The sequence below is a fragment of the Pseudomonas pharyngis genome (genome assembly GCF_021602345.1).
Classification (GTDB): Bacteria; Pseudomonadota; Gammaproteobacteria; order Pseudomonadales; family Pseudomonadaceae; genus Aquipseudomonas; species Aquipseudomonas pharyngis.
Genome location: NZ_BQID01000003.1, coordinates 168,468 through 193,020, shown reverse-complemented (window position 1 = coordinate 193,020; position 24,553 = coordinate 168,468). Strand labels below are relative to the sequence as shown.

General features: G+C 61.8%; 21 protein-coding genes. 14 read left to right on the top strand and 7 right to left on the bottom strand.

Annotation, left to right across the window (positions count from 1 at the left end; genetic code table 11):
- The 5 genes from parE to L6D74_RS07760 all read left to right on the top strand — a co-directional run bounded on the left by parE (position 1) and on the right by L6D74_RS07760 (position 6,632).
- Positions 1 to 1,908, top strand: a complete 1,908-nt coding sequence (gene parE, locus L6D74_RS07780) for a DNA topoisomerase IV subunit B (protein ID WP_039766602.1) — start codon at positions 1 to 3, stop codon at positions 1,906 to 1,908.
- Positions 1,908 to 2,897: an esterase-like activity of phytase family protein gene (locus tag L6D74_RS07775; RefSeq protein WP_127796738.1), complete on the top strand. Its 990-nt coding sequence runs from the start codon at positions 1,908 to 1,910 to the stop codon at positions 2,895 to 2,897. Before parE ends, L6D74_RS07775 begins: the two co-directional genes overlap by 1 nt.
- Positions 2,894 to 3,418: a retropepsin-like aspartic protease family protein gene (locus L6D74_RS07770; RefSeq protein WP_085648065.1), complete on the top strand. Its 525-nt coding sequence runs from the start codon at positions 2,894 to 2,896 to the stop codon at positions 3,416 to 3,418. Before L6D74_RS07775 ends, L6D74_RS07770 begins: the two co-directional genes overlap by 4 nt.
- A 7-nt stretch (positions 3,419 to 3,425) precedes the next feature.
- On the top strand, positions 3,426 to 5,690 hold the full coding sequence (gene parC, locus L6D74_RS07765) for a DNA topoisomerase IV subunit A (protein WP_039766608.1): 2,265 nt from the start codon (positions 3,426 to 3,428) through the stop codon (positions 5,688 to 5,690).
- 231 nt (positions 5,691 to 5,921) lie between these two features.
- Positions 5,922 to 6,632, top strand: coding sequence for a PqiC family protein (locus L6D74_RS07760; RefSeq protein WP_039766610.1), 711 nt, complete (start codon positions 5,922 to 5,924; stop codon positions 6,630 to 6,632).
- A 374-nt stretch (positions 6,633 to 7,006) separates the two neighbouring features.
- Here L6D74_RS07760 and L6D74_RS07755 read toward each other — a convergent pair whose 3' ends face one another.
- Positions 7,007 to 8,515, bottom strand: coding sequence for an AhpA/YtjB family protein (locus tag L6D74_RS07755; protein ID WP_236188584.1), 1,509 nt, complete (start codon positions 8,513 to 8,515; stop codon positions 7,007 to 7,009).
- Between the two features lie 134 nt (positions 8,516 to 8,649).
- On the opposite strand from L6D74_RS07755, the gene serB reads away from it, so the two are divergent.
- Positions 8,650 to 9,864, top strand: coding sequence for a phosphoserine phosphatase SerB (gene serB / locus L6D74_RS07750; RefSeq protein ID WP_039766615.1), 1,215 nt, complete (start codon positions 8,650 to 8,652; stop codon positions 9,862 to 9,864).
- Between the two features lie 118 nt (positions 9,865 to 9,982).
- Here serB and L6D74_RS07745 read toward each other — a convergent pair whose 3' ends face one another.
- Complete coding sequence (locus tag L6D74_RS07745; RefSeq protein ID WP_236188582.1) at positions 9,983 to 11,737, bottom strand: molecular chaperone; 1,755 nt, start codon at positions 11,735 to 11,737, stop codon at positions 9,983 to 9,985.
- Positions 11,738 to 11,959: 222 nt separating this feature from the next.
- Between L6D74_RS07745 and L6D74_RS07740 the strand changes: the two genes are divergently transcribed.
- Positions 11,960 to 12,361 (top strand): lectin OAA family protein, encoded by a 402-nt coding sequence (locus L6D74_RS07740; protein WP_039766619.1) that lies wholly within the window; start codon positions 11,960 to 11,962, stop codon positions 12,359 to 12,361.
- A gap of 60 nt (positions 12,362 to 12,421) precedes the next feature.
- Here L6D74_RS07740 and asd read toward each other — a convergent pair whose 3' ends face one another.
- The 3 genes from asd to L6D74_RS07725 are packed head-to-tail and all read right to left on the bottom strand — an operon-like array spanning position 12,422 to position 15,694.
- A complete protein-coding gene (asd, locus tag L6D74_RS07735; RefSeq protein ID WP_074689626.1) occupies positions 12,422 to 13,282 on the bottom strand; it encodes an archaetidylserine decarboxylase in 861 nt (286 codons plus the stop codon).
- Between the two features lie 18 nt (positions 13,283 to 13,300).
- Positions 13,301 to 14,116 carry a rhodanese-like domain-containing protein gene (locus L6D74_RS07730; protein ID WP_039766622.1) on the bottom strand — a complete coding sequence of 272 codons (816 nt, stop codon included), beginning with the start codon at positions 14,114 to 14,116 and terminating at the stop codon, positions 13,301 to 13,303.
- A gap of 39 nt (positions 14,117 to 14,155) precedes the next feature.
- The gene (locus L6D74_RS07725) at positions 14,156 to 15,694 is read right to left on the bottom strand and encodes an HDOD domain-containing protein (RefSeq protein ID WP_236188580.1); all 1,539 of its coding nucleotides are present in this window, start codon (positions 15,692 to 15,694) and stop codon (positions 14,156 to 14,158) included.
- Positions 15,695 to 15,861: 167 nt separating this feature from the next.
- On the opposite strand from L6D74_RS07725, the gene motA reads away from it, so the two are divergent.
- Positions 15,862 to 16,713, top strand: coding sequence for a flagellar motor stator protein MotA (motA, locus tag L6D74_RS07720; protein ID WP_007952169.1), 852 nt, complete (start codon positions 15,862 to 15,864; stop codon positions 16,711 to 16,713).
- A gap of 3 nt (positions 16,714 to 16,716) precedes the next feature.
- Positions 16,717 to 17,781, top strand: coding sequence for a flagellar motor protein MotB (gene motB, locus L6D74_RS07715; protein WP_039766626.1), 1,065 nt, complete (start codon positions 16,717 to 16,719; stop codon positions 17,779 to 17,781).
- A gap of 56 nt (positions 17,782 to 17,837) precedes the next feature.
- Here motB and rsgA read toward each other — a convergent pair whose 3' ends face one another.
- A complete protein-coding gene (gene rsgA / locus L6D74_RS07710) occupies positions 17,838 to 18,869 on the bottom strand; it encodes a small ribosomal subunit biogenesis GTPase RsgA (RefSeq protein ID WP_236188578.1) in 1,032 nt (343 codons plus the stop codon).
- A gap of 107 nt (positions 18,870 to 18,976) precedes the next feature.
- On the opposite strand from rsgA, the gene orn reads away from it, so the two are divergent.
- From orn to L6D74_RS07695, 3 genes are all read left to right on the top strand, one after another.
- The gene (orn, locus tag L6D74_RS07705; RefSeq protein WP_064593092.1) at positions 18,977 to 19,519 is read left to right on the top strand and encodes an oligoribonuclease; all 543 of its coding nucleotides are present in this window, start codon (positions 18,977 to 18,979) and stop codon (positions 19,517 to 19,519) included.
- A gap of 83 nt (positions 19,520 to 19,602) precedes the next feature.
- A complete protein-coding gene (locus L6D74_RS07700) occupies positions 19,603 to 20,214 on the top strand; it encodes a trimeric intracellular cation channel family protein (protein ID WP_236188576.1) in 612 nt (203 codons plus the stop codon).
- Between the two features lie 139 nt (positions 20,215 to 20,353).
- Positions 20,354 to 21,403: a Fic family protein gene (locus tag L6D74_RS07695; RefSeq protein ID WP_236188575.1), complete on the top strand. Its 1,050-nt coding sequence runs from the start codon at positions 20,354 to 20,356 to the stop codon at positions 21,401 to 21,403.
- A gap of 25 nt (positions 21,404 to 21,428) precedes the next feature.
- On the opposite strand, the gene queG is transcribed toward L6D74_RS07695, so the two are convergent.
- On the bottom strand, positions 21,429 to 22,499 hold the full coding sequence (gene queG, locus L6D74_RS07690) for a tRNA epoxyqueuosine(34) reductase QueG (RefSeq protein WP_236188574.1): 1,071 nt from the start codon (positions 22,497 to 22,499) through the stop codon (positions 21,429 to 21,431).
- Between the two features lie 63 nt (positions 22,500 to 22,562).
- Between queG and L6D74_RS07685 the strand changes: the two genes are divergently transcribed.
- Together L6D74_RS07685 and tsaE are read left to right on the top strand one after the other, a co-directional pair.
- Positions 22,563 to 24,062, top strand: coding sequence for an NAD(P)H-hydrate dehydratase (locus tag L6D74_RS07685; protein WP_236188573.1), 1,500 nt, complete (start codon positions 22,563 to 22,565; stop codon positions 24,060 to 24,062).
- Complete coding sequence (tsaE, locus tag L6D74_RS07680; protein WP_007950729.1) at positions 24,050 to 24,520, top strand: tRNA (adenosine(37)-N6)-threonylcarbamoyltransferase complex ATPase subunit type 1 TsaE; 471 nt, start codon at positions 24,050 to 24,052, stop codon at positions 24,518 to 24,520. Before L6D74_RS07685 ends, tsaE begins: the two co-directional genes overlap by 13 nt.
- Positions 24,521 to 24,553: the final 33 nt, after the last annotated feature.

Here is a 24,553-nt window from a genome sequence, read left to right as displayed (position 1 = left end):
ATGGCCACTCCCAGCGCTAGCTCCTATAACGCCGACGCCATCGAAGTCCTCTCGGGCCTCGACCCGGTGCGCAAACGCCCCGGCATGTACACCGACACCAGTCGGCCGAACCACCTCGCCCAGGAAGTCATCGACAACAGTGTCGACGAAGCCCTGGCCGGCCACGCCAAATCGATCCAGGTCATCCTCCATGCCGATCACTCGCTGGAAGTCTGCGACGACGGTCGTGGCATGCCGGTCGACATTCACCCGGAAGAGGGTGTGTCGGGCGTCGAACTGATCCTCACCAAGCTCCATGCGGGCGGCAAGTTTTCCAACAAGAACTACCAGTTCTCCGGCGGTCTGCACGGGGTGGGTATTTCCGTGGTCAACGCCTTGTCGACCCAAGTGCGGGTGCGGGTCAAGCGTGACGGCAACGAATATGAAATGACCTTTGCCGACGGCTTCAAGGCCACCGATCTGCAAGTGATCGGCACCGTCGGCAAGCGCAATACCGGGACCAGCGTGTACTTCGCGCCGGACCCGAAATACTTCGATTCGCCAAAATTCTCCATCAGCCGCCTCAAGCACGTGCTCAAGGCCAAGGCCGTTCTGTGCCCGGGGCTGCTGATCAGCTTCGAAGACAAAGGCACTGGCGAGAAGGTCGAGTGGCACTACGAAGATGGCCTGCGTTCCTACCTGGTGGATGCGGTCAGCGAATTCGAGCGCCTGCCGGATGCGCCGTTCTGCGGCAATCTGGCCGGCACCAAGGAAGCGGTCGAGTGGGCCCTGCTTTGGCTGCCGGAAGGCGGCACTTCGGTCACCGAAAGCTACGTCAACCTGATCCCGACGGAGCAGGGCGGCACCCACGTCAACGGCCTGCGTCAGGGCTTGCTCGACGCAATGCGCGAGTTCTGCGAATTCCGCAGCCTGCTGCCGCGCGGCGTGAAGCTGGCACCGGAAGACGTCTGGGAACGCATCGCTTTCGTCCTGTCGATGAAGATGCAGGAACCGCAATTCTCCGGTCAGACCAAGGAACGCCTGTCGTCCCGTGAGGCGGCCGCGTTTGTCTCCGGTGTGGTCAAGGACGCGTTCAGCCTGTGGCTCAACGCCAACCCGGAAACCGGTCTGGCCCTGGCGGAACTGGCGATCAGCAACGCTGGCCGGCGCTTGAAAGCCAGCAAGAAAGTCGAGCGCAAGCGCATCACTCAGGGCCCGGCACTGCCGGGCAAACTGGCCGATTGCGCCGGGCAGGACCCGATGCGTTCCGAGCTGTTCCTGGTGGAAGGTGATTCCGCCGGCGGTTCGGCCAAGCAGGCGCGAGACAAGGAATTCCAGGCGATCCTGCCGTTGCGCGGCAAGATCCTCAACACCTGGGAAGTGGACGGCAGCGAAGTGCTGGCCAGCCAGGAAGTGCACAACATCGCCGTGGCCATCGGTGTCGATCCGGGCGCCGAGGACATGAGCCAGCTGCGCTACGGCAAGATCTGCATCCTCGCCGACGCCGACTCCGACGGTCTGCACATCGCAACCTTGCTCTGCGCCTTGTTCGTCCAGCATTTCCGCCCGCTGGTGGATGCCGGTCATGTCTACGTGGCAATGCCGCCGCTGTACCGCATCGATCTGGGCAAAGAAATCTACTACGCCCTCGACGAAGCCGAGCGCGACGGGATCCTCGACCGTCTGGTGGCCGAGAAGAAGCGCGGCAAGCCGCAGGTCACCCGATTCAAAGGTCTGGGTGAAATGAACCCGCCGCAACTGCGCGAAACCACCATGGACCCGAACACCCGGCGCCTGGTGCAGTTGACCCTCGGGGACGACTTCGCACAGACCTCGGAAATGATGGACATGTTGCTGGCGAAAAAGCGCGCCGGCGACCGCAAGACCTGGCTCGAATCCAAGGGTAACCTCGCCGAGGTTCTGGCCTGATGCGGTTTGGCTGGGCCTTGGCGGGTGCATTGCTGCTGGGTTCGATGACGGTGTCGGCAGAGCCTGTGCAAGAGCTGCGCGTGCTCGCCGAACACCCGGTCGAAGGCATGCGCGGCGGCAACCTGTCGGGGCTGGCCTTGTGCGGCAATGACCTGTGGACGGTTTCGGACCGCGACGATGATCAGATCTACCGTCTCGATATCCGCGACCGGGTCTGGCAGGCCACGGCCGTGCGCATCGATCCGCCGAAAGTGCCGGACAGCGGCTTGCCGTGGGGCATCAGTTCGCGCACCTGGGCGGCGTCGTTCATTCGGGGCGGCGATCTGGATTTCGAAGGCATCAGCTGTGACAGCGCCGGCAACCGCTACATCGTCAGCGAAGCTCACGCGGCCGTGCTGCAAGTGCCGCCGCAGGGGCCGTCGTCGTGGCTGAAAATCTCGCCGATGATGGTACGCGAAGCGCGGGCCAGTGGGATGCTGCTGCAATTCAACGCGATCTTCGAAGGCCTGGCGATCAATCCGGCGGGCGATCAGATGTGGCTGGCCGCCGAGCGGCAAAGCCGTGGCTTGTTGCTGATCAAGCGCCAGCAGACGGTGTGGGATTGTGACGGCCGCTGCGTGTTGCTCAGCGAAGGCGGCATGGAAATGCAACCGCCGCAGTTCCCGAAAGCCCGTCCGGTCAATCGGGATTTTTCCGATATTTCCCTGTTCAACGGCAAGCTGTTTACCCTTGAGCGCAACGCGTACCAGATCTGTCGACGCGATGCGCAGACGGCCAAGGTTGAGCTCTGCTGGTCGTATGCGGCCGAGCTGTTGCAGGCCAATCGGCGTTATTCGCAGAATTTCGGGCTGGAAGAGGCGCTGGTCGTCGATGCTCAAGGTGCCTGGATCGGCGTCGACAACAATTTCGGCCCGCGCGCCGATGGCGAGGTTCGCCCGATCATCTGGCGCTTCGCCGCGCCCGAGGGTGGCTGGAGCGCCAAGCCATGAGCCAGCAACCGCCGGGCAAACGCGCCGGTCGGGTGCTGATGATTCTGGCCTGGTGCGCGGCGCTGTTTCTGGCCACGCGGTTTTTCGGCCAGTGGGAAGAGCGCCAGCGCAATCCCAATGTGGAAGTGGCTTCGCAGCAGGGTAACGGCTTTATAGAAGTGAAACTGATCGGCAACGCCCAGGGACATTTTGTCGCCAGCGGCCTGATCAACGGTCGGCCGGTGGAGTTCATGCTCGACACCGGCGCGACCGATGTGGCAATCCCGGCCGAGGTGGCGAAAGACCTCAGGCTGGAAGAAGGTTTCGGTGTGACCTTGAGCACGGCCAATGGCCTGAGCCAGGGCTATCGCACCCGTATCGACCGCCTGCAACTGGGCGACATCGTGTTGCGGGATGTCCGCGCACTGGTGGCGCCCGGCCTGCATGGCGATCAGGTGCTGCTCGGCATGAGCGCCCTGAACAAACTTGAATTTACCCAGCGCGGTGGCACCATGCTGCTGCGCCAGACAACGAACCGATGAGGCCCGCATGAGCGACTCCCTTGATCTCAGCCTGGACGGTGTAGAACGCCGCTCGCTGGCTGACTTCACCGAAAATGCCTACCTCAACTACTCCATGTACGTGATCATGGACCGCGCCCTGCCGCATATCGGCGACGGCCTGAAACCGGTACAGCGGCGTATCGTCTACGCCATGAGCGAGCTGGGGCTGGATGCCGATTCCAAGCACAAGAAGTCGGCGCGTACCGTCGGCGACGTGCTCGGCAAATTCCACCCGCACGGCGACTCGGCGTGCTACGAAGCGATGGTGCTGATGGCCCAGCCGTTCAGCTATCGCTACACGCTGGTGGACGGCCAGGGCAACTGGGGTGCTCCGGACGATCCGAAATCCTTCGCCGCCATGCGTTACACCGAAGCGCGGCTGTCGCGTTACTCCGAAGTGCTGCTCAGCGAGCTGGGCCAGGGCACCGCAGACTGGGGCCCGAACTTCGACGGCACCCTGCAGGAACCTCTGGTGTTGCCGGCACGTTTGCCGAACATCCTGCTCAACGGCACCACCGGGATCGCCGTGGGCATGGCCACCGACGTGCCGCCGCACAACCTGCGCGAAGTCGCCACTGCGTGCGTGCGTCTGCTCGATGAACCGAAAGCCACGGTCGAACAGCTCTGCGAACACATTCAGGGCCCGGACTATCCGACCGAAGCGGAAATCATCACCCCGCGCGCCGACCTGCTGAAAATGTACGAAACCGGCAAGGGCTCGGTGCGCATGCGCGCCGTGTACCACGTCGAGGACGGCGACATCATCGTTACCGCGCTGCCGCACCAGGTCTCCGGGGCCAAGGTGCTGGAGCAGATCGCCGCGCTGATGCAGGCCAAACCGTCGAAAGCGCCGCAGATCGCCGATCTTCGCGACGAATCCGACCACGAAAACCCGTGCCGTATCGTGATCATCCCGGTCAACAGCCGTGTCGATCATGAAGCGCTAATGCAGCACCTGTTTGCCAGCACCGAGCTGGAGTCGACCTACCGGGTCAACGTCAACATCATCGGTCTGGACGGCAAGCCGCAGCTGAAAAACCTCCGTGCGTTGCTGGTGGAGTGGCTGGAATTCCGCGTGCTGACCGTGCGTCGCCGCTTGCAATTCCGCCTCGACAAGGTCGAGCGTCGCCTGCACCTGTTGGACGGTTTGCTGATTGCCTACCTCAACCTGGATGAAGTGATCCACATCATCCGCACCGAGGAACATCCGAAAGCCAAACTGATCGAGCGTTTTGCCCTCAGCGAAATCCAGGCCGACTACATCCTCGACACCCGTCTGCGTCAGTTGGCGCGACTGGAAGAGATGAAGCTGCGCGACGAGCAGGACGAACTGCTCAAGGAACAGGCCAAGCTGCAAGCCCTGCTGGGCAGCGAAGCCAAGTTGAAGAAACTTGTGCGCAGCGAACTGTTGAAAGATGCCGAAACTTACGGCGATGACCGTCGGTCGCCAATCGTTGAACGTGCCGAAGCCAAGGCGCTGACCGAGCACGATCTGCTGCCGAACGAGAAAGTCACCGTCGTGCTGTCGGAAAAAGGCTGGATCCGTTCGGCCAAGGGCCACGATATCGACGCCACCGGCCTGTCGTACAAGGCCGGGGACGGCTTCAAGACTTCGGCGGCGGGGCGTTCGAACCAGTCGGCCGTGGTCATCGACTCCACGGGCCGCAGTTACTCGCTGGCCACCCACACCCTGCCATCGGCACGGGGTCAGGGCGAGCCGTTGACCGGCCGTCTGACGCCACCGCCGGGCGCAACGTTCGAATGCGTGCTGATGCCTGAAGAGGACTCGCTGTACGTGATCGCCTCCGACGCCGGCTACGGTTTCGTGGTGAAAGGCGAAGACCTGCAAGCCAAGAACAAAGCCGGCAAGGCGCTGTTGAGCCTGCCGAACAACGCCAAGGTGATTGCGCCGCGTCCGGTCGCCGACCGCGAGCACAACTGGCTGGCTTCGGTAACGACCGAGGGTCGCCTGCTGATCTTCAAGATCAGCGATCTGCCACAATTAGGGAAGGGCAAAGGCAACAAGATCATCGGTATTTCCGGTGAGCGTGTGGCCAGTCGCGAAGAATATGTCACGGACATCGCCGTTCTTCCGGAGGGCGCCACCTTGGTGCTGCAGGCCGGAAAACGCACCTTGTCGCTGAAGGCCGATGACCTCGAACACTACAAAGGTGAGCGTGGTCGCCGTGGTAACAAACTGCCACGTGGCTTCCAGCGGGTGGATGCGCTGCTCGTCGAAAACCTCAATTAAGCGGCCAGGAAGCGGTCGCACTCATTTCTCCTTCGGAGAAAATGACCGAGAACGCCTCTCTAGAGCGTCCGATCTACGATTTAACCCGTAGATCGGCGCTTTGGCGCTGGAGTCGGAACGCATATTCACGGATGATATGGCCTTTCCAAGCGCCGGCGTGGCCGAGCGTTATTCATATTTATTGAGTATTTTCACTGTGGTCAGCCTTGTGGCGGCCACCTGGACGGGATGATGACTTCTCTGCGCCCCCTTATTTTCCTGCTCGCCGGCGTTCTTGGCTTGGCGGGTTGCAGCGTTCACCAGCCGGTGTCGCTGTATCAGCTGGACAGCGGAAGTCCGGCCCAGCCTGCGCAAAGCGCGGGCATGGCAGTTTTGCTGGGCCCTGTGATCGTTGCCGATTACCTGCAACGGGAAACCCTGTTGCAGCGTCAGCCGGACGGCAGCCTGCAGGCCTCGACCGATGGTCGCTGGGCCGGTAGCCTTTCATCTGACATCGATCAGTTGCTGTTGCGTCAGGTTGCCGGGCATCTGGACAGTCAGCGCGTGGTGCTGGCGCCAGCGACCCTGGGCTTCACCCCGGATGTGCAGGTGCTGTTGACCATCACTCGTCTGGATTCCGGTGCCAAGCAACCGGCGATTCTGGACGCGCAATGGCGCCTGATCGACCGCCGTGGCCAGGTGCGTGACAACCGCATCGTCCATCTGCAGGAGCAACATGCCGGTACCACCGCCGCACAGGTGCAGGCGCAGGGCGTGTTGTTGCAGCGTCTGGCCGAGCAATTGTCGGTAGCGCTCAAACCGTTGGCCAATCAGCCACCGGTCGCCGAGGCGCCACGCAAGTCGGCACCGAAACCGGCAGCGCCGGCGGCGGAAGCCGAAAAGCAGCCGAAGATACCGATGGCTTCGCCGATTCGTACGGATATGGAAGTGTTCCGCTTCTAAGGCTAGAACGAGTCAGGACAGAGCCCGCCTTGTGCGGGCTTTGTTGTGTCTAGAGCTGTGAAAAGTCAAAAGCCCCTCACCCCCGCCCTCTCCCGGAGGGAGAGGGAGCCGACCGAGGTGTCTGGCGTTATCCATCGACCTGAAAGATCTTGGCGATTATGGATTTGGCGCAGTGCGGTCTTACGATTGTGGATTCGGCACGGCACGTTCAGGTCGGTGTAGATACCCAATATTCCCCTATCAGTCCCCTCTCCCTCTGGGAGAGGGCTAGGGTGAGGGGGCTCCAAAGCCTGGCGCAATCACGAAAACCCCACGCACAAAAAAGCCCGCAGACAATCACTCGTCTGCGGGCTTCTTTGTAACTGGCTTAAGGCTTAAGCCCGGCGCTCATGCATCCGCGCCAGTTGCCGCTCAAGCATTGACGGATAAGGCTCCATCAACCGCTCCACACAGCAAGCCCCCTCAGGGCTGGCAATCGGCCGGATTCGTGCGCGCTGGCGAATCAGCGCGTCGTCACCGACCTTGCGCTCCACCAGCAGCAGGTTGCGGCTGTGTTGCGACAGGGCCAGGGCGTCCTGGGCGGAATCGGTCAGCAACAGGTCGATCTGGCTCAGGCCGAACAGTTCGTCGCCGAGTGTCAGGCCCAGCTGCAATTGCAGGGTGATGCCGCTGTCGGCGACTTCGATCTGCAACTGGTGGCCCAGCGCCCGCAGCAGCTCGCCGCAGCAGATGGCGTTGGTCAGGTAATCGTCGCCGCTGTCTTCAGTGTGGAACAGCATCAGGGTGCTGCCGTCGTTCAGGGTTTCGATTTCGCCCTGATACAGCGAAGCGGCCTGCTCCAGACAGTCGCGGTAGCGATCCTGCAACTCTTCCAGACGTGCACGCGGTAAACGGCGCAGTTGTTCCTGCGAGCCCAATTGCACCGCCAGCACCGCCGTGTGTTGCGGCACGCTCGAGGTCGGTCGGCGCACGGCCGGTTGCGCGGTATCGCTCAGCGATTCGTCACGCAGGTCGGCGAACGGGTCTTCGTCATCGTCGTCTTCAACGGTGCTGACCACATGGCGTGGCGCAGGCTTCTGCGCAGCCATCGGGCGGCTTTCGTCGAAACTCGGATCACGCAGGTTGCGCACTTCGAATTCCGGCTCGTCGTCCTCGAACTCCGGCTCCGGCTCGGGCTCCGGTTCGGCTGGCTCCGGGGCGTAGTTGGCGTGCAACTGGCGGGCAAGATCGCCGATCTCGTCCTGACGCTCGATACCCGGCGTGTATTCGTCGATACGGCGCAGCCACACGCGCAATTGCAGCAGCGGTGTAGAGATGTGCCGGCCCAGACGCAGGCTCAGGGCCAGGGACAGTGCCAGCAGGATCGCACTCAGGATGCCCATGCTTTGCAGGCTGATGGTCATCGGCTGCTGGAACTGATCCATGTCCAGGCTGATGCGCAGTTGTCCGGCGGTCACGTCCTGAAAGGTGATCTTGCTCTCGTACATGCCCTCGGCCTCGCCCAGCAGGCCGTGCTTGGGCCGCTGGCCGGACTCGGCGAGGATGCGGTTGTCCACGCTGTAGATGGCGGCGTGGGCCACCAGCTTGTTCTTGGTCAGGTTGTTGAGCAGCACGTTGAGGCTGAGGATGTCGTTGGACACCAGCAGTTCGGTGGCAGAGGTGGCGGTCTGCGTAGTCAGGCTTTCGCCCAGCGCATCGGCCTGCTCGTGCATGGCCTGCTTGAACTGCAGGCCCATCACGCAGGCATAGATCACCAGGGCCAGTGCGACCAGGATCACGTTATGGCTGGCGATGCGCAATGCAATCGGTACACGGCGGTGGCGCAGTGCACGGAAGATCAGCAGAAAGAAGTTATCGGTTTTAACTGGCGTGGGCCGGTTCACTGAGCTCGGCTCTTTTGTCCGTGAAGTTGACGCGCAGTATAGCGACAGGCCCTAGACCGGCAAAGCGCTGGCGGTGCCCGATGGTCACTGAAAGTGGGTAGAATGCGGTTTTTTTCCAGTTGCGGGGGTGCGCGTTGCGCGAAATCGTCCTGATTAACATCACGGGAGTCGACCGTCCGGGTCTGACAGCGGCCATTACCGGTGTTCTGGCCCAGGGTGGTGTGAATATCCTCGACATCGGTCAGGCGGTGATCCACGACATGCTGTCGTTCGGCATCCTTGTGGAAATCCCCGACTCCGAGCAGGGCAAGTCGGTGCTCAAGGACATCCTGTTCAAGGGCTATGAGCTCGACCAGCAGGTGCGCTTCACCCCGGTGTCCGAAGAGGATTACCAGCAATGGGTGGGCAATCAGGGCAAGAAACGCCACATCGTTACCCTGCTGACTCGCAAGGTCACCGCCGGCCAGTTGCAGGCCGTGAGCTCGATCACCGCCAAATACGGCCTGAACATCGACCATATCGACCGTCTGTCGGGTCGCATGCCGCTGGACACTCCGGCGGACAAGGGCAAGGGCTGCATCGAGTTCTCCGTGCGTGGCGAAGCCGCCGATCCGCAGGCCCTGCGCGCCGAGTTCCTCAGCGTGGCTCAGGAGCTGAACGTCGACATCGCCTTCCAGGAAGATTCGCTGTTCCGTCGCAACCGTCGTCTGGCGGTGTTCGACATGGACTCGACCCTGATCGAAGCCGAGGTCATCGACGAACTGGCCAAGGCCGCCGGCGTTGGCGACCAGGTTTCGCAAATCACCGAGCGGGCGATGGCCGGCGAGCTGGACTTCCGCGCCAGCTTCAAGGAGCGTCTGGCGCTGCTCAAGGGCCTGGATGTCAGCGTGCTCGATTCGATCGGCGCCTCGCTGCGCCTGACCGAGGGCGCCGAAACCCTGTTCGCCGAACTCAAGCGCCTGGGCTACAAGACCGCGATTCTGTCGGGCGGTTTCACCTACTTCGCCAAGCAATTGCAGGCCAAACTCGGCATCGACTACGTGTTCGCCAACGAACTGGAAGTGGTCGACGGCAAGTGCACCGGCGTGGCGATCGAGCCGATCGTCGATGCCCAGCGCAAGGCCGATCTGCTGAAACAGCTGGCTGAAAAAGAAGGTTTGCGTCTGGAGCAGACCATCGCCGTGGGCGACGGCGCCAACGACCTGCCGATGCTGGCGATTGCCGGTCTGGGCGTGGCGTTCCGCGCCAAACCGCTGGTCAAACAGTCGGCGAAGCAGGCGATCTCCACCCTCGGGCTGGATGGCGTTCTGTACCTGCTGGGCTTCCGCGATCGCGACGGACAGCTCTGAAAGCTCTGTCGCCTGAGCTGACCCCTTCACGAGCAAGCCCGCTCCCACAGTGGAATGCATTTCAAATGTGGGAGCGGGCTTGCTCGCGAAAGGGGCGCCCAGGATTATCCGATTCCACTCAAAGGGATTTCCACAACGAGTCGAAATCCTCCTCGCTCCCGCCATTCTGCGCGGCCTCCAGCGAGCGATAGGCAAACTGATTGAAGCTGTGGGTGCTGGCCACCCGCCGATCCAGCCCGGCGCGGTGCTCTTCACCCTGGGTGTTGATCAGCACTTTATTGCCCTCCTGAAACGGCAGCCGTGGCGCTAGTAACGTCGCCGGCAAGTCGATCGCACTGATTTCCGGCAATAACAACCCTCGCAGGTAATGACTGTGATCATCCCGCGTGCGCACCAGCTGCAAGCCGCAGGGCTGAGCGTGTGGCGCCACCAGTTCGATACCCATCTGCGTCCCCGCGCCGCGCACCTGGCGTATCCAGCGTACGACGGCAATGCTCCAGCCCTGATTGAGGCTGTCCTGAATCCCGACCATTTCCCCGGCCTGCAATTCGGCAGGTACTTCCTTTGGCCAGGCCAGGCAGTAACCGCCGGGGCTGTGGTTGATGACGGGCAAGGCATAGGTCGGATAATGCGGCGGGCTGTCGGTGCCGCTTTCGTCGTCGGCCAGCGGTTCGTAGCGGATTTCTTCGTAGGGCAACAATTCGTCGGACGTGCCCTGTGGCGCGGCATCGAACGCCTGGCTCCAGCTGTCCTTTTCGCCCTGAACCACTGCGCGGCTGAAATTTGCCGCCCGGGTGCCGGGGTGCTTGAGCAATTCGCTGAAAGTGCGTTCGCCGCCGAGGTAAAAGTGCAGGGCGCTCATGCCGACGCACACGGTCAGGTTGCCCTGGCCGACGGTGCGCTGAAAGCTGCGCTCGGCGGCTTCGCCCCAGGTCGCGTGCAGGTGTTGCAGGGTGTCGAAGGTCAGGCCGGCCGGCACGGGCAGCGGCGTCGTTGTGTCCTGATGCTGAAGGTGGGCCTCGATGGCATTCACCAACGGTTGCGGATCGAAACCGAGCAACCCTGCCTGTTGCTCGCTGCGAAACTGCGAGCGGTAACGCGGGCCGGCGTCGATGTCTGCCGAGACCGCGAACAAGCCCGCGCCCGGATTGGCGGGCTGCAGCTTCAGCCACGCGCTCCAGGGCTCGACCACTTGGGCCAGGCGCGCGATCTGGTTCTGGCGCAACTGATTGCAGCGGGCACTGCCCAGCAACAGGGCCGCGAGGTAGGTCTGTTCGACACTCAACTCGCCGGTCAGGCTGGCGAGGTCGTCGCGTACCCGGCGATGCTGCAGTTGCAGCTCGCAGGCGCAGCGAAACAATTGATGCAGTTCGAACCACAGCTGTTCCGGCGCCGGGCTGTACAGCTGCGTGGCGCGAACCAGTTGCCCTTTCAGCGCGTGGGCCGCCCGCTGTAGCGCTTCGCTCACCAGGGCTGCGCGATCCCGGGAGTACTTGGGCGCGATCCGCAGAATGATGTGTTTGTAACCGATGGCCAGCTGACTTTGCAGGGCCTGGCACAGATTGCTGATCTTGCGTGAGCGCTCATCGAGCATGATCGCCTGATGCAGAAAATGCCGCTCCAGATGCTGGCAGACGAAATACACCTCGGGCCGCAGAAGCTCCAACAGATGCAGGCGGTTGTCGCTGGGGGTCAGCAGTTGATTGAGTTCGCCGAGGCCTTGATACAGCAGGCGCGCGGTTTCGCCGATGTTGGCCTTGGGCAGGTCGGCGATCCAGCGTTTGAGGTCGCGCGGGGTGGCTTCACAGAAGGACAGGCGCAACTGTGTGGGCGTCGGGGCGCTCAGTGGTGGTCGGGATCGTGGCTCACTCATGCCGTGACAAGCTCCGGCGGCGAATAGGGCAATGCCAAAAACTCTAGCAGTTGTGGTCTGTTTCGCAGGTGTTTGTCAGGGTTTTTTACCGTTGGTCTGCTGGCCTGGTGCCATTCCCGCAGGCGCTACTAGTCTCTCAGGCGTGCGATCGGAAACGCACGGTTGCACGGCCTGCCGTCAACGTCGGGGCAGGTCTCCCGAAACTTCAAGGAGATGAGGTTCATGTCTAAATACGCAGTGGCAAATCAATGGGGCGGTAGTTCGGCACCTTGGCATCCGGGTGGAACCTGGGTGCTGGGCGCGCGGGACAACCAGAACGTCGTCGCGATCGAGATCAAGTCCGGCGACGGTGGCAAAACCTTTACCGGCACCATGACGTACGCTGGTGAAGGCCCTATTGGCTTCAAGGCTCAGCGCACTGGCCAGAACCAGTACAACGTCGAAAACCAGTGGGGTGGCAACGATGCCCCCTGGCATCCAGGTGGCAAGTGGGTGATCGGCGGGCGGGATAACCAGAACGTTATCGCGTTGAGCGTCACGTCGAGTGACGGCGGGAAAAACCTCAGCGGCACCAATACCTACGCCAACGAAGGGCCGATCGGCTTCCGTGGGCAGATAGAGTAACGGCGCCACCCAGGTCGTGTCCGCCCCTTCGCAGACGTGCGAAAGGGCGGATCAACCGGTTCAGGCGTTCGACATTGCCAAGGCCTGACCCATCTGTACCGGCGAGCCGGCTTTCAATTCTTCAACCCATTTAACCTGATCCGGCCCGAACAGCACGATTGCGGTCGAACCCAGTTTGAAGCGCCCCAGTTCCGCACCTTTTTCCAGATGAATCGGCGCACGGGCGGCTTCGTCGTAACGGAAGGTTTTCAGTTCGCGCTTCGGTGGCGTGACCAGACCGGCCCACACGGTTTCAATCGACGCCACGATCATCGCGCCCACCAGCACCACGGCCATCGGCCCGCGCTCGGTGTCGAAGATGCACGCTACGCGCTCGTTGCGGGCGAACAGTTCCGGAACGTTTTCAGCGGTGGTTTGGTTGACCGAGAAGATTCGGCCCGGAATGTAGACCATTTCGCGCAGGGTGCCGGCCAGCGGCATGTGCACGCGGTGGTAGTCCTTCGGCGACAGGTAAACAGTCGCGAATTCACCGCCCATGAACGGCGCCGCATTGGCCGCATCGCCGCCCAGCAGTTCCAGCACGCTGAAGCTGTGGCCCTTGGCCTGGAAGATGCGGCCGTGTTCGATCGGGCCGAGCTGGCTGATCGCACCGTCGGCCGGGCTGAGGATCGCGCCCGGGGTCTGGTCCAGTGGACGTGCGCCGTCTTTCAGCGCGCGGGTGAAGAAGGCGTTGAAATGCTCGTAAGCGGTCACGTCTTCAACCAGTGCCTGCGACATGTCCACTTGATAACGCTTGGCGAACCAGGTGGTGAAGGCATTCTTGAACCAGCGCACGCGGCACTCGGCGACGCAGCCGGCCAGGCGCGACAGCAAGTGATGGGGCAGCAGGTACTGGCTGATGATAAACAAACGCTCTTTCATGACTGTCCTTAAAAATCCTTAAAGCTCGACGGGGGTGTCGGGGTGGTTGCCCCATTCGCCCCAGGAACCGGCGTAGCCCTTGACCCGCGGATAACCGAGGGCCTTGGCCACCAGATAAGTGAAACCGGACCGGTGATGGGTCTGGCAGTGGGTAATGATTTCTTTGTCTTTGGTGATCCCGAGGCTTTCCAGGATCTGCGGCATGTCGGTACGGATGCGCAGCTGGCGCGCCTGATCCATGCCCGCCGTCCATTCGAAATTGACCGCGCCGGGGATGTGTCCACCCTTGGCCGCCAGCACCTTCTCTCCGGAATACTCCAGCGGCCCGCGAGCGTCCCAGATGGCCAGGTCAGCGGCGCCAAGACGGCTTTGCAGGTATTCGCGGGTGGCGGTCGGTTCCTCGTGCAGGGTCAGGGCAACCGGGCCGCCCGCCGCCGGAGGAATCTGGATCGACATCGGCGAACCTTCCGCCAGCCACGCCGGCAGACCGCCGTCGAGGTAGTGGTACTTGTCGTGACCGATCACGTCGAGCAGCCAGATGAAGCGCCCGGCCCAGCCGCCGCCTTCGTCGTCATAGACCACGTAGACCGCATCCTTGCGATGACCCAGCTCACCGAACAGTTCTTCGAGTTTTTCCTTGCTCGGCAACAGCCCCGGAGCCGGCGCCTGACCCAGCTGGGTGCGTTTCGGATCGACGAAGCGTGCGCCGGGAATGTGTCCCTCGGCGTAGCGGGCGGCACTGGTCAGATCCACCAGAATCAGATCGCGGGATTCGAGGCGCGGCAGCAGGTCGCTCGGCTCGATCACCAGGGCCAGGCCAGAGAAATCAGACATGTGAGGTCTCCAGAGCACAAAGGGGAAGGATTGTAGCTGTCATTGGCCGCGCTGGCTAAAACTGTGCAGGGCTTTCTCGATGCACTGCGCGGTTTTGCCGAAGGCTTGCACAGTGATGTCGGCGAACGGCCCGCCACCCTGGTCGGCGACCACGATCATGATCACCCGGCCGTTGTTCACCAGTGAACGCAGGAACAGGTGTTCGCCGCGAAACAGCGTGCGCAGCGAGGGCGGCAACAGGGCGGAAAACTGGGCGTTGTTTTCCGGGGTGATGCGCACTTGCGCCTGCTGCGCGAGCAAGCGCTGCAGCACCGAACTCTGGCTGACGACGAAATTCAGCGCAGCGGCTTCCTTCGGCAACCCCGAGGTTTGATGGACGCGCAGATTGGCGTGGCTGCGGTCAGCCATCAGGATCATTACCCGACGCATGCCGCTGGCGACCAGCGCATCGCGGGCGGCGACGGTCAGGCTCATGGCGTTGGTGAAGCGGCTTGGCACGGCCAGCAGCTCGGCGCATTGCCGGCGCCACTGGCTCAGGTCGTCAGCGGACGGCGCCGCAGCCGGCAGCATTCCGGCGGGCAGGCGACGGGTGCCCCACGGCCACAGCAGCGAAACCGCCGGGTGCCAGAGGTCGGGCATGAAATGATGACGAGCGCTGACGGCGGCCTGCTGGTGCAACTGTTGTTGTACCTCGTCCATCGAGATTTGCAGGTAGAGGCTGGTCAGGTACTGCCAGCGCTCACTGTGCGGACTGTCCCAGGCTTGTTGCGCCGAGAGTGCCAGGCCGTTGGCCAGCAACACGGTGTTGGCCGGCTGATTGAGCCAGCGGCGCAGGGTCGGGTCGTCGTCGAGGCGGTTTTGCTGGCGCAACGGATGATCCACATCGCGGGCAATGCGCAGGACTTTGACCAGTTCGCGCTGTTCGGTCAGCAGCAGCCGATAGCCTTGCTGGACCCAGATCGGCAAACGCCAGGCTTCCACCAGCGCTTCGCCGATTTTCAGCAAGCGCACGCCGAACAATTGTTTCTCGACATCGCAGGCCGATTCGCCCTTGTGGATAACCCGTACTTCCCACTCTTCAAGCAGTTTGGGAAAGGTCAGCGCCAATGGCCACAGCGGCGACAGAAACAACAGGCTGCCCCAATGAATGTCCTGCCACAGTCGCGCCAGGCGACCGGCGAAAAAACCGTTGGCCTGTTGCGTGGCGTGCTGGCTGATCATCTGCAACTGGCGCAGGGCCTGGGGGATCTGTGCGGCAGGTTCGGCGGGCAGGCGAGCCAGCAGTTCTTCGGTGCGGGCAAGGCCGAGACGATTGATCGCCACTTCGAGGTTTTCCGCAGGCGCGCTCATGTTGCCGTGGGTGTGGCGGTTGGCTTCGCGGATGATGCTCAGGGCCAGCGCCGGGCTGTCCTGCATCAGGTCGGCGATGTCTCGCAGCGAGCTGCGGTCATCGCGAATCGCCCGGCAGACCCGGTCATGGGCGTCTTGCGGCACCGGCAGGCGAACGCTGTCGAGCAGCTTCATCCAACCATCGAGTGTGGTCGGTTTCACGTGTGGGACGTTCGTTTCATTAGCCATGTCTGGACGAGATCTTCACTGACTGTAGACGCGCCCGGCATGGGCTAAATTGGCTTTTCGCCTGAACTGGCTATAGTCTGGCGCAGTTTTGCCGATAAGTAGAAGAAGAGATTTTTTAACTTCCGAATATGACCTTGAACCCGACTTAAACAAGTACCTTTCTACCTATGGCTAAAATTATCGGCATCATCGTCGTATTCGCGAGCGTGCTCGGCGGATACGTGCTCTCCCACGGCAAGATTGCCGCCCTGATCCAGCCTTTCGAGGTAATGATCATCGGCGGTGCGGCACTCGGAGCATTCCTCCAGGCCAACCCCGGCTACATGACGATGCACGTGCTCAAGAAATCCCTGAGCATGTTCAGTTCGCGTTTCAGCCACACGTTCTATCTGGAAGTGCTGGGCCTGATCTACGAGATCCTCAACAAGAGCCGCCGCGAAGGCATGATGGCCATCGAAGGCGACATCGAAGACGCGGCCGCGAGCCCGATCTTCGCCAAGTACCCGGCGGTACTGAAAGACGAACGCATGACTGCGTTCATCTGCGATTACCTGCGCATCATGTCGTCCGGCAACATGGCTCCCCACGAGCTGGAAGGCCTGTTCGACATGGAACTGTACAGCCTGAAGGAAGACCTCGAGCATCCGTCCCACGCGGTGAACGGCATTGCCGACGCCATGCCGGGTTTCGGTATCGTCGCGGCGGTACTGGGTATCGTGGTGACCATGGCCTCCCTGGGTGAAGGCGATCAGAAATCCATCGGTCTGCACGTAGGTGCGGCACTGGTAGGTACCTTCTTCGGTATTCTCGCGGCATACGGTTTCTTCGGCCCGCTGGCGCACTCCTTGGCCCACGATGCCAAGGAAGAGCTGAACGTCTACGAAGCCATCAAGGCCTCGCTGGTGGCTTCGGCTTCCGGCATGCCGCCGTCGCTGGCTGTCGAGTTCGGTCGAAAGGTGCTGTACCCGGCTCACCGTCCAAGCTTTGCCGAGCTGGAACAAGCCGTTCGCGGTCGCTAAGTCATGGAAAATAACCAGCCGATAATCATCAAGCGCGTCAAGCGCATCGCCGGCGGGCATCACGGCGGGGCGTGGAAGATCGCCTTCGCCGACTTCGCGACGGCGATGATGGCGTTCTTCCTGGTGTTGTGGCTGCTGTCCACCGCGACCCCGGAACAGAAGATCGCCATCGCCGGTTACTTCAAGGACCCGGTCGGTTTCTCCGAGAGCGGCACGCCGTACATCATCGACCTGGGCGGCACGCCCACCCTGGCGCCGGAAAACACCCTCAACCCTGAAGTGAAGTCGCAGCCGCAGCCGGACAAGGTCACGGTCGACACCGAACAGGTTGAAGGCATGGCCGAGCAGGTCGAGAAGGAACGCTTGGAACTGCTGCTGCAAGAACTGCAGAACAAGGTCGACGAGAACCCGCAACTGCAGAAGTTCAAGGACCAGATCCTCTTCGAGATCACGCCGAACGGCTTGCGCATCCAGATCATGGACGCCGAGAACCGGCCGATGTTCGACTCAGGTTCCGCACGGCTGAAGCCGTACTTCGAAGACATCCTGCTGGCCATGGCCGACACGATCAAAGCGGTGCCGAACAAGATCAGTATCAGCGGCCACACCGATGCCAAGCCTTATGTAGGCAATGGCGACTTCGGCAACTGGGAGCTTTCGGCCAACCGTGCCAACGCCGCCCGGCGTGCGCTGGTGGCGGGCAGTTACCCGGACTCGCAAGTGGCGCGTGTGGTGGGTTACGCCTCGTCGGCACTGTTCGACAAGGAGAACCCGTTCAACCCGGTCAACCGCCGCATCGACATCGTGGTGCTGACGAAGAAAGCCCAGGCGGCCATCGAAGGTGCGCAAGGCGCCGACCCGTCGAAACCGGCAGATCAAGGCCAGAACGGCGCCGCGCCGGCTACCCCGGTCGACCCGAACGCCTTGCCGGCGGATCAGCAACCGGTACCGGCCCACGAGTTGCGCGAACGGCTGAACCTGTTCGACGACCCGCTGCCGAAACCGACCGAGCCGGGCGCAGCGGCACCAGCTCCGGCGCCTGCACCGGCCCCCGCGCCGAAACAGTGACCCACAAAAAAGCCGCGAGATGATCGCGGCTTTTTTGTGTCTGGTTACTTGAAAGTCTAGTAACCGTTTTCCGGCAAACTGGCGATGATCGAGCGGTAGCTGTTCATTCGCTGCTGCTGCACGCGGCCGTCTTCCAAGGCCTTGAGCAGTGCGCAACCGGGTTCGCGATCGTGCTTGCAGTCGCGGAAGCGGCAGGTGCCGAGCAGGTCGTTGAACTCGATGAAACCGGCTTCGACGTCGGCGCGGCTGACGTGGCCGAGGCCGAATTCACGGATGCCCGGGGAGTCGATCAACTCGCCACCGCCAGGGAAGTGGAACAGGCGCGCAGTGGTCGTGGTGTGCGTGCCCTGGCCGGACAGCTCGGACAGCGGGCCGACGCGGGTTTCTACTTCCGGCAGCAGACTGTTGACCAGCGACGACTTGCCGACACCGGACTGGCCGACGAACACGCTGATGCGCCCGTCGAGCTGCTTCTGCAATTGCTCCATGCCGTTGCCGTGGTGCGCCGAGACTTCCAGCACCGGATAACCCAGCGTGCGGTAGACCGCCAGCAGGGCATTCAGCGCCGGGGCGTTCTGCTCGTCGATCAGGTCGAACTTGTTCAGCAGCAGTAGCGGGCGGATGCCGGCGTGTTCGGCGGCGACCAGATAGCGGTCGATCAGGTTCGCGTGGGGCTCGGGCAGCGGGGCGAAGACGATGACGATCATGTCGACGTTGGCAGCCACCGGTTTGAGCTGGCCACGGCTGTCCGGACGGCACAGCTCGGTGCTGCGCGGCAGTTGCGCGACGATCACGCCGATGCCCTGGTTGCCGGCACGCCAGACCACCTGGTCGCCCGTCACCAGCGCCGGCAGGTTGGCCCGCAGGTGGCAGCGGAAGACCTGGCCGGCCAGCTCACCGTCAACGGCCTCGACCTCGACCTGCACACCGAAGTGGGCGATCACCAGGCCGTGCTGTTCCGGGCCGAGGTCGCCGCCTTCGAGCGCCTCGACGGCCGAGGACTCGCGTTTGGCGGCGCGGGCGGCGCGCTCGCCCTGAATCTTTTCGATGCGCCAGTTTTGACGACGATTGAGTTGGCGTTTGGCCATGGGTGTTCCGTCTGAAGAATGCAGCGATTAGGTAAAACGGCCGCGAGTTTAGCACGCCCGGCAGGCTGCCTAGGCTAAACTGCGCAGCATTGCTCAGGAGCCGAAAAATGCAAAACCCGCAGAATCTGATCTGGATCGACCTCGAAATGACCGGTCTGGATCCGGAAAACGACGTCATCATCGAAATGGCCACCATCGTCACCGACAGTGACCTGAACACCCTGGCCGAGGGCCCGGTGATCGCCATCCACCACAGCGACGAAGTCCTCGCCCGCATGGATGAGTGGAATACCCGCACCCACGGCAACTCCGGCCTGACCCAGCGCGTACGCGACAGCCGCATCAGCATGGCCGAGGCCGAGGCTGAAACCATCGCCTTCCTCGAAAAGTGGGTGCCGAAGGGCAAGTCGCCGATCTGTGGCAACAGCATCTGCCAGGATCGCCGCTTCCTTTATACCCACATGAAGTCGTTGGAAAGCTACTTCCACTACCGCAACCTGGACGTCTCCACGCTCAAGGAGCTGGCCGCGCGCTGGGCGCCGGACGTGCGTGACAGCTTCAAGAAGGGCAGCACTCACCTGGCGCTGGACGACATCCGCGAATCCATCGCCGAGCTGCAGCACTACCGCAAGCATTTCATCAAGTTCTGAGATCGGCACCCACGCCGAGGCGCCCTCTTTTGGTGCCTCGGTGAAGTGAGTAGACTGCGCGCCTTCCTGCCAGGATCGCCACCATGTTGCTGATGCTCTACCTCGTCGCCATTACTGCCGAAGCCATGACCGGCGCCCTGTCTGCGGGCCGTCGCGGCATGGACTGGTTCGGCGTGGTGCTGATCGCCTGCGTCACGGCATTGGGCGGCGGTTCGGTGCGTGACGTGCTGCTCGGGCACTACCCGCTGACCTGGGTCAAACACCCGGAATACCTGGTGCTGACCACGGTCGCGGCGATGATCACCGTGTTTACCGCACGCTGGATGCGTCACCTGCGCTCGCTGTTTCTGGTGCTCGACGCGGTCGGTCTGGTGGCATTTACCCTGATCGGCTGCATGACCGCTTTGGAAATGGGCCACGGCATGCTGGTGGCTTCGGTCAGCGGCGTGATCACCGGTGTGTTCGGCGGCATCCTGCGTGACATCTTCTGCAACGATATCCCGCTGATCTTCCGCCGCGAACTGTACGCCAGCGTTTCGTTCGCTGCCGCGTGGTGCTACATGCTCTGTCTGTTCTTGAATGTGCCGAGCGAGCAGGCGATTCTGATCACGTTGTTCGGTGGCTTTCTGTTAAGGCTGTTGGCGATTCGCTTCCATTGGGAAATGCCGAAGTTCGTCTATAACGACGCGTCTTGATTCTTGCGACGTGAAACATCCTGTTGAGCTTGCTTGATGTGCGGCGGGCACTGAATGGGGTAAAAAGAACATTAAATGGGGTAATGGAGAGCTTAATTACCCTATTTGTGGTCGATTACCCCATTTAAAGGAACATGGTATGCGTTCGCTCACTTCTGATTTTCTCACTGACCTGCGCTTCAATGGGTTACAGCTCAGTACCTTGCGGGCGCTTGGAGAGTATCGGGGTAAGCAGCAGTTATTTGTCGCTCAGTCACCTCAAATTCTCCATGATCTGAAAGAGCTTGCAGTGATTGAGTCTACGGAGTCTTCCAACCGCTTGGAGGGCGTAACCGTCGCTCCTGCCAGGTTGAAATCCTTGGTAAATGGAAGCTCGGAGCCCAAGAGTAGATCCGAGCAGGAGATTGCCGGGTATCGGGACGCGCTTTCGCTCATCCATGAGTCTGGAGAGGAGATGTTCTTTTCAGAAGGCATTCTGCAGCAGCTACATACAGTCCTTTATCGATATCTCCCTCAGGACGGCGGGCGCTGGAAAGCGACCAATAATGATATTGTCGAGCGCCACCTGGACGGCACCACGCGCGTTCGCTTTCGTCCCATAGCGGCTCATCTGACCCCTATCGCAATTACTGAGATGGTCACCCAGTACCGGCGAGCGGTGAGTCAGAGTCTGGCGGATCCCTTGGTGTTGGTCCCGCTTCTCGTGCTCGACTTCCTATGCATTCACCCCTTTTCAGATGGTAACGGGCGAGTTGCGCGACTGTTGACGCTAATGTTGCTTTATCAGTTCGATTATCGAGTCGGGCGATTTATCAGTCTTGAGCGGGTGTTCGAGGAATCAAAGGAGAGTTACTACGAGACGCTTGAACTGAGCTCGAAAGGCTGGCATGAGGGGACGCATGATGCTCAGCCATGGCTTGATTATTTTTGGGGTGCGATGCTTCGAGCGTACAAAGAGTTTGAGGAACGTGTAGGTACGATCGATAACCGTCGAGGGAGTAAAAGTGATCGGGTGAGAAACGAGGTGCTCAAGCGCAACTTGCCTTTTTCCATCTCGGATATTGAACAGTCCTGTCCTGGAGTCAGTCGCGATACGGTTCGAATGGTACTGCGCACGCTCAAAGCAGAGGGGCTGATTGAGTCTACGGGCAACGGGCGCAGTGCCAAATGGAGGAAGAAGCTGGCTTGAAATTCGCTGATCTTCGGTGGCTACGCTACTCAAGGCGGTCGGCGTGTTGTTTCAACGCCCATTCCACATGTTCACGCACCAGTTCTGACGGGTATTCGCGCCGTGCCTTGAGCGCCTCCAGTACCGGAATGCTTGACGGTGCATTCCCCAGCCCCACCGCAAGATTGCGCAGCCAACGCTCGTAACCGGCCCGACGCAGCGGCGAACCTTCGGTGCTGCTGAGGAATTTGTCCTCATCCCACAGAAACAGTTCGGCCAGTTCTGCGTTGTCCAGATTGTGCCGTGGCTTGAAGTCGCTTTCGCCGGACGGGCGGGCGAAGCGGTTCCACGGGCAGCAGATCTGGCAGTCGTCGCAGCCGAACACGCGGTTGCCGATCAGCGGCCGCAGGTCTTCGGGAATGGCATTTTTCAGCTCAATGGTCAGGTAGGAAATGCAACGTCGCGCGTCCAGCACGTAGGGGCCTACGAAAGCGTTGGTCGGGCAGATGTCGAGGCATGCGGTGCAGCGGCCGCAATGTTCGGTGCTATGCGGTTCATCCACCGGCAACGGCAGATCGACGAACAGTTCGCTGAGAAAGAAATAACTGCCGGCCTTGCGATTGAGCACCAGAGTGTTCTTGCCGATCCAGCCCAGCCCCGCCTGCTCGGCGATGGCTTTTTCCAGCACCGGAGCGCTGTCGACGAAGGCTCGGAAACCGAACGGACCGATTTCGGACTGAATCCTGTCCGCCAGTTGTTGAACGCGTTTACGGATCAATTTGTGATAATCGCGGCCCAAGGCATAACGCGAGATGTAGGCTTTTTCCGGTTTGCCCAGCAATTGCGCCATTTGTGTGTCGCCCGGCAGGTAGTCCATGCGCAGCGACACCACGCGCAAGGTGCCCGGCACCAGCTCCTCAGGGTGCGAGCGTTTGCTGCCATGGGCGCCCATGTAATCCATTTCGCCGTGGTAGCCGGCCTCGAGCCAGCGTTGCAGGTGCTGTTCGTGCTCGGCCAGGTCCAGACCGCTGATGCCGACTTGCTGGAAGCCCAGCTCGCGGCCCCAGTCCTTGATGGATTGGGCGAGGGCGGGCAGATCTGTGGTGATGGCGGACATGAGGCGAGAGAAACCGGAGCTGAGGTGCGTATAATTCTGCCAGACATCGGAGCCCGAAGACGCATGCCGCACACTAAAGATCAATTACCCGACGCGCTGTACCGCGCCACGCAGGTGCGGGCACTCGATGCGCGGCTGATCGCTGCCGGCACTCCGGGCTTCGAATTGATGCAGCGAGCGGCCCATGCCACATGGCGCGCGCTGGTTCGACATTGGCCATCTGCTAACGAATTGACGGTGCTGGCAGGGCACGGCAACAACGCGGGTGACGGATACCTGGTGGCAGCGCTGGCCCATCGGGCCGGTTGGCAGGTTCGGGTAGTGGCCGTGGGCGATCCGCAGCGATTGCAGGGTGATGCGGCCGTAGCGCATGCCGATGCCGTGGCCGAAGGCGTGGTGATAGCCCCCTGGCATCCTTCCTGCGAGTTGCGCGGAATCGTCGTTGACGGGTTGCTCGGTACCGGTCTGAGCGGTGAAGTGCGTGAGCCTTACGCCGCTGCGATTGCGGCAATCAATGCCAGTGGATTGCCGGTGGTGGCGGTCGATATCCCTTCCGGGTTGTGCGCCGACACCGGTCATGCGTTAGGTCATGCGGTGCGCGCTGACCTCACCGTGACCTTCATCGGCCTGAAGCTCGGGCTGTTTACGGGCTCGGCGGCGGATCATGTCGGGGAACTGCTGTTTAACGATCTGCAGGCCACGGCCGAAAACTTCAGTGACATTCCTGCCGCCGCTCAACGGCTCAATGCGGTTAACCTGCCGCGTCTGGCGGCCCGTGCGCCGACTGCGCACAAGGGGCGTTTCGGTCATGTGCTGCTGATCGGCGGCGATCATGGTTTTGGCGGGGCGATCCTGTTGAGCACCGAAAGCGCGCTGCGCAGTGGCGCCGGGATGGTATCGCTGGCGACTCGCCCGGAACATGTACCAGCGGCATTGAGCCGGGTGCCGGAAGCCATGGCGTTGGGCGCCTCTTCGGCCAATCAATTGATGGGGCTGCTGGAAAAGGTGTCGGTGCTGGTCGTCGGGCCGGGGCTGGGCCAGGCCGCTTGGGGGCGGGCACTCTTGTCGGCCGCCGCCAATGCGGCGCTGCCGCAGGTGTGGGATGCCGATGCGCTGAACCTGCTGGCCTCAGGTTTTGTCAGTTTGCCCAAGGATTGCGTGATCACGCCGCATCCGGGGGAAGCAGCACGTTTATTGGGGATCAGTACCGCCGAAGTGCAGGCTGATCGTCCGGCGGCGGCGCTGGCATTGAGCAAAAAATACACAGCGGTGGTGGTGCTCAAGGGGGCGGGCACTTTGATTGCTCATCCCGATGGTCGTCTGGCGCTGTGTCATCAAGGCCATCCGGCGATGGCCACTGCCGGGCTCGGCGATGTGCTGGCTGGCCTGATCGGCGCGCTGCTGGCCCAGGGCATGGACGGTTTTGACGCCGCGAGTCTGGCAGTCTGGCTGCACGCCAACGCCGGTCTGCACCAAGGTAAATTCGGCCGTGGGCTGGCGGCCAGTGATCTGATTCCAGCCATTCGTCAGTTGTTGGAGGAGCATGCACCGTGTCTGAAGTAACCCTGTACCTGGCCGATGAACAGGCCATGAGCGACTTTGGCGCACGCATCGCCCGTATCACCCAGGGCCATGGCCTGATCTTTCTCGAAGGCAACCTCGGGATGGGCAAAACCACGCTGTCGCGGGGCATCATTCGCGGTCTGGGGCATGTGGGAGCGGTGAAAAGTCCGACCTTCACGCTGGTCGAGCCCTACGAGATCGGTGACGTTCGCGCGTTTCACTTCGACCTGTATCGTCTGGTCGATCCGGAGGAACTGGAGTTTCTCGGCATCCGCGACTATTTCGAAGACGACGCCCTGTGCCTGATCGAATGGCCCGATAAAGGTGCAGGCTTTTTGCCAAAGCCTGACCTGACCATTACCATTAGCCCGCAAGACAGCGGACGTTCGCTGACCATTTTATCCCAGGGCTCGCGCGGCGAGGCCTGGTGTGCCGCTTTGGCATTGGAAACCAATTGAATGATGGGGTTAGGTATGCGCTTTCGCGCGTTG

What these genes read in the sequence shown, in the direction of transcription:
- motA (WP_007952169.1), top strand. Translation starts at nt 15,862, where the DNA reads ATGGCTAAAATTATCGGCATCATCGTCGTATTCGCGAGCGTGCTCGGC.
- queG (WP_236188574.1), bottom strand. Translation starts at nt 22,499, where the DNA reads ATGTCCGCCATCACCACAGATCTGCCCGCCCTCGCCCAATCCATCAAG.
- L6D74_RS07760 (WP_039766610.1), top strand. Translation starts at nt 5,922, where the DNA reads ATGACTTCTCTGCGCCCCCTTATTTTCCTGCTCGCCGGCGTTCTTGGC.
- rsgA (WP_236188578.1), bottom strand. Translation starts at nt 18,869, where the DNA reads ATGGCCAAACGCCAACTCAATCGTCGTCAAAACTGGCGCATCGAAAAG.
- L6D74_RS07775 (WP_127796738.1), top strand. Translation starts at nt 1,908, where the DNA reads ATGCGGTTTGGCTGGGCCTTGGCGGGTGCATTGCTGCTGGGTTCGATG.
- parC (WP_039766608.1), top strand. Translation starts at nt 3,426, where the DNA reads ATGAGCGACTCCCTTGATCTCAGCCTGGACGGTGTAGAACGCCGCTCG.
- L6D74_RS07740 (WP_039766619.1), top strand. Translation starts at nt 11,960, where the DNA reads ATGTCTAAATACGCAGTGGCAAATCAATGGGGCGGTAGTTCGGCACCT.
- L6D74_RS07745 (WP_236188582.1), bottom strand. Translation starts at nt 11,737, where the DNA reads ATGAGTGAGCCACGATCCCGACCACCACTGAGCGCCCCGACGCCCACA.
- motB (WP_039766626.1), top strand. Translation starts at nt 16,717, where the DNA reads ATGGAAAATAACCAGCCGATAATCATCAAGCGCGTCAAGCGCATCGCC.
- orn (WP_064593092.1), top strand. Translation starts at nt 18,977, where the DNA reads ATGCAAAACCCGCAGAATCTGATCTGGATCGACCTCGAAATGACCGGT.
- L6D74_RS07685 (WP_236188573.1), top strand. Translation starts at nt 22,563, where the DNA reads ATGCCGCACACTAAAGATCAATTACCCGACGCGCTGTACCGCGCCACG.
- L6D74_RS07730 (WP_039766622.1), bottom strand. Translation starts at nt 14,116, where the DNA reads ATGTCTGATTTCTCTGGCCTGGCCCTGGTGATCGAGCCGAGCGACCTG.
- L6D74_RS07770 (WP_085648065.1), top strand. Translation starts at nt 2,894, where the DNA reads ATGAGCCAGCAACCGCCGGGCAAACGCGCCGGTCGGGTGCTGATGATT.
- parE (WP_039766602.1), top strand. Translation starts at nt 1, where the DNA reads ATGGCCACTCCCAGCGCTAGCTCCTATAACGCCGACGCCATCGAAGTC.
- L6D74_RS07700 (WP_236188576.1), top strand. Translation starts at nt 19,603, where the DNA reads ATGTTGCTGATGCTCTACCTCGTCGCCATTACTGCCGAAGCCATGACC.
- L6D74_RS07725 (WP_236188580.1), bottom strand. Translation starts at nt 15,694, where the DNA reads ATGGCTAATGAAACGAACGTCCCACACGTGAAACCGACCACACTCGAT.
- asd (WP_074689626.1), bottom strand. Translation starts at nt 13,282, where the DNA reads ATGAAAGAGCGTTTGTTTATCATCAGCCAGTACCTGCTGCCCCATCAC.
- L6D74_RS07695 (WP_236188575.1), top strand. Translation starts at nt 20,354, where the DNA reads ATGCGTTCGCTCACTTCTGATTTTCTCACTGACCTGCGCTTCAATGGG.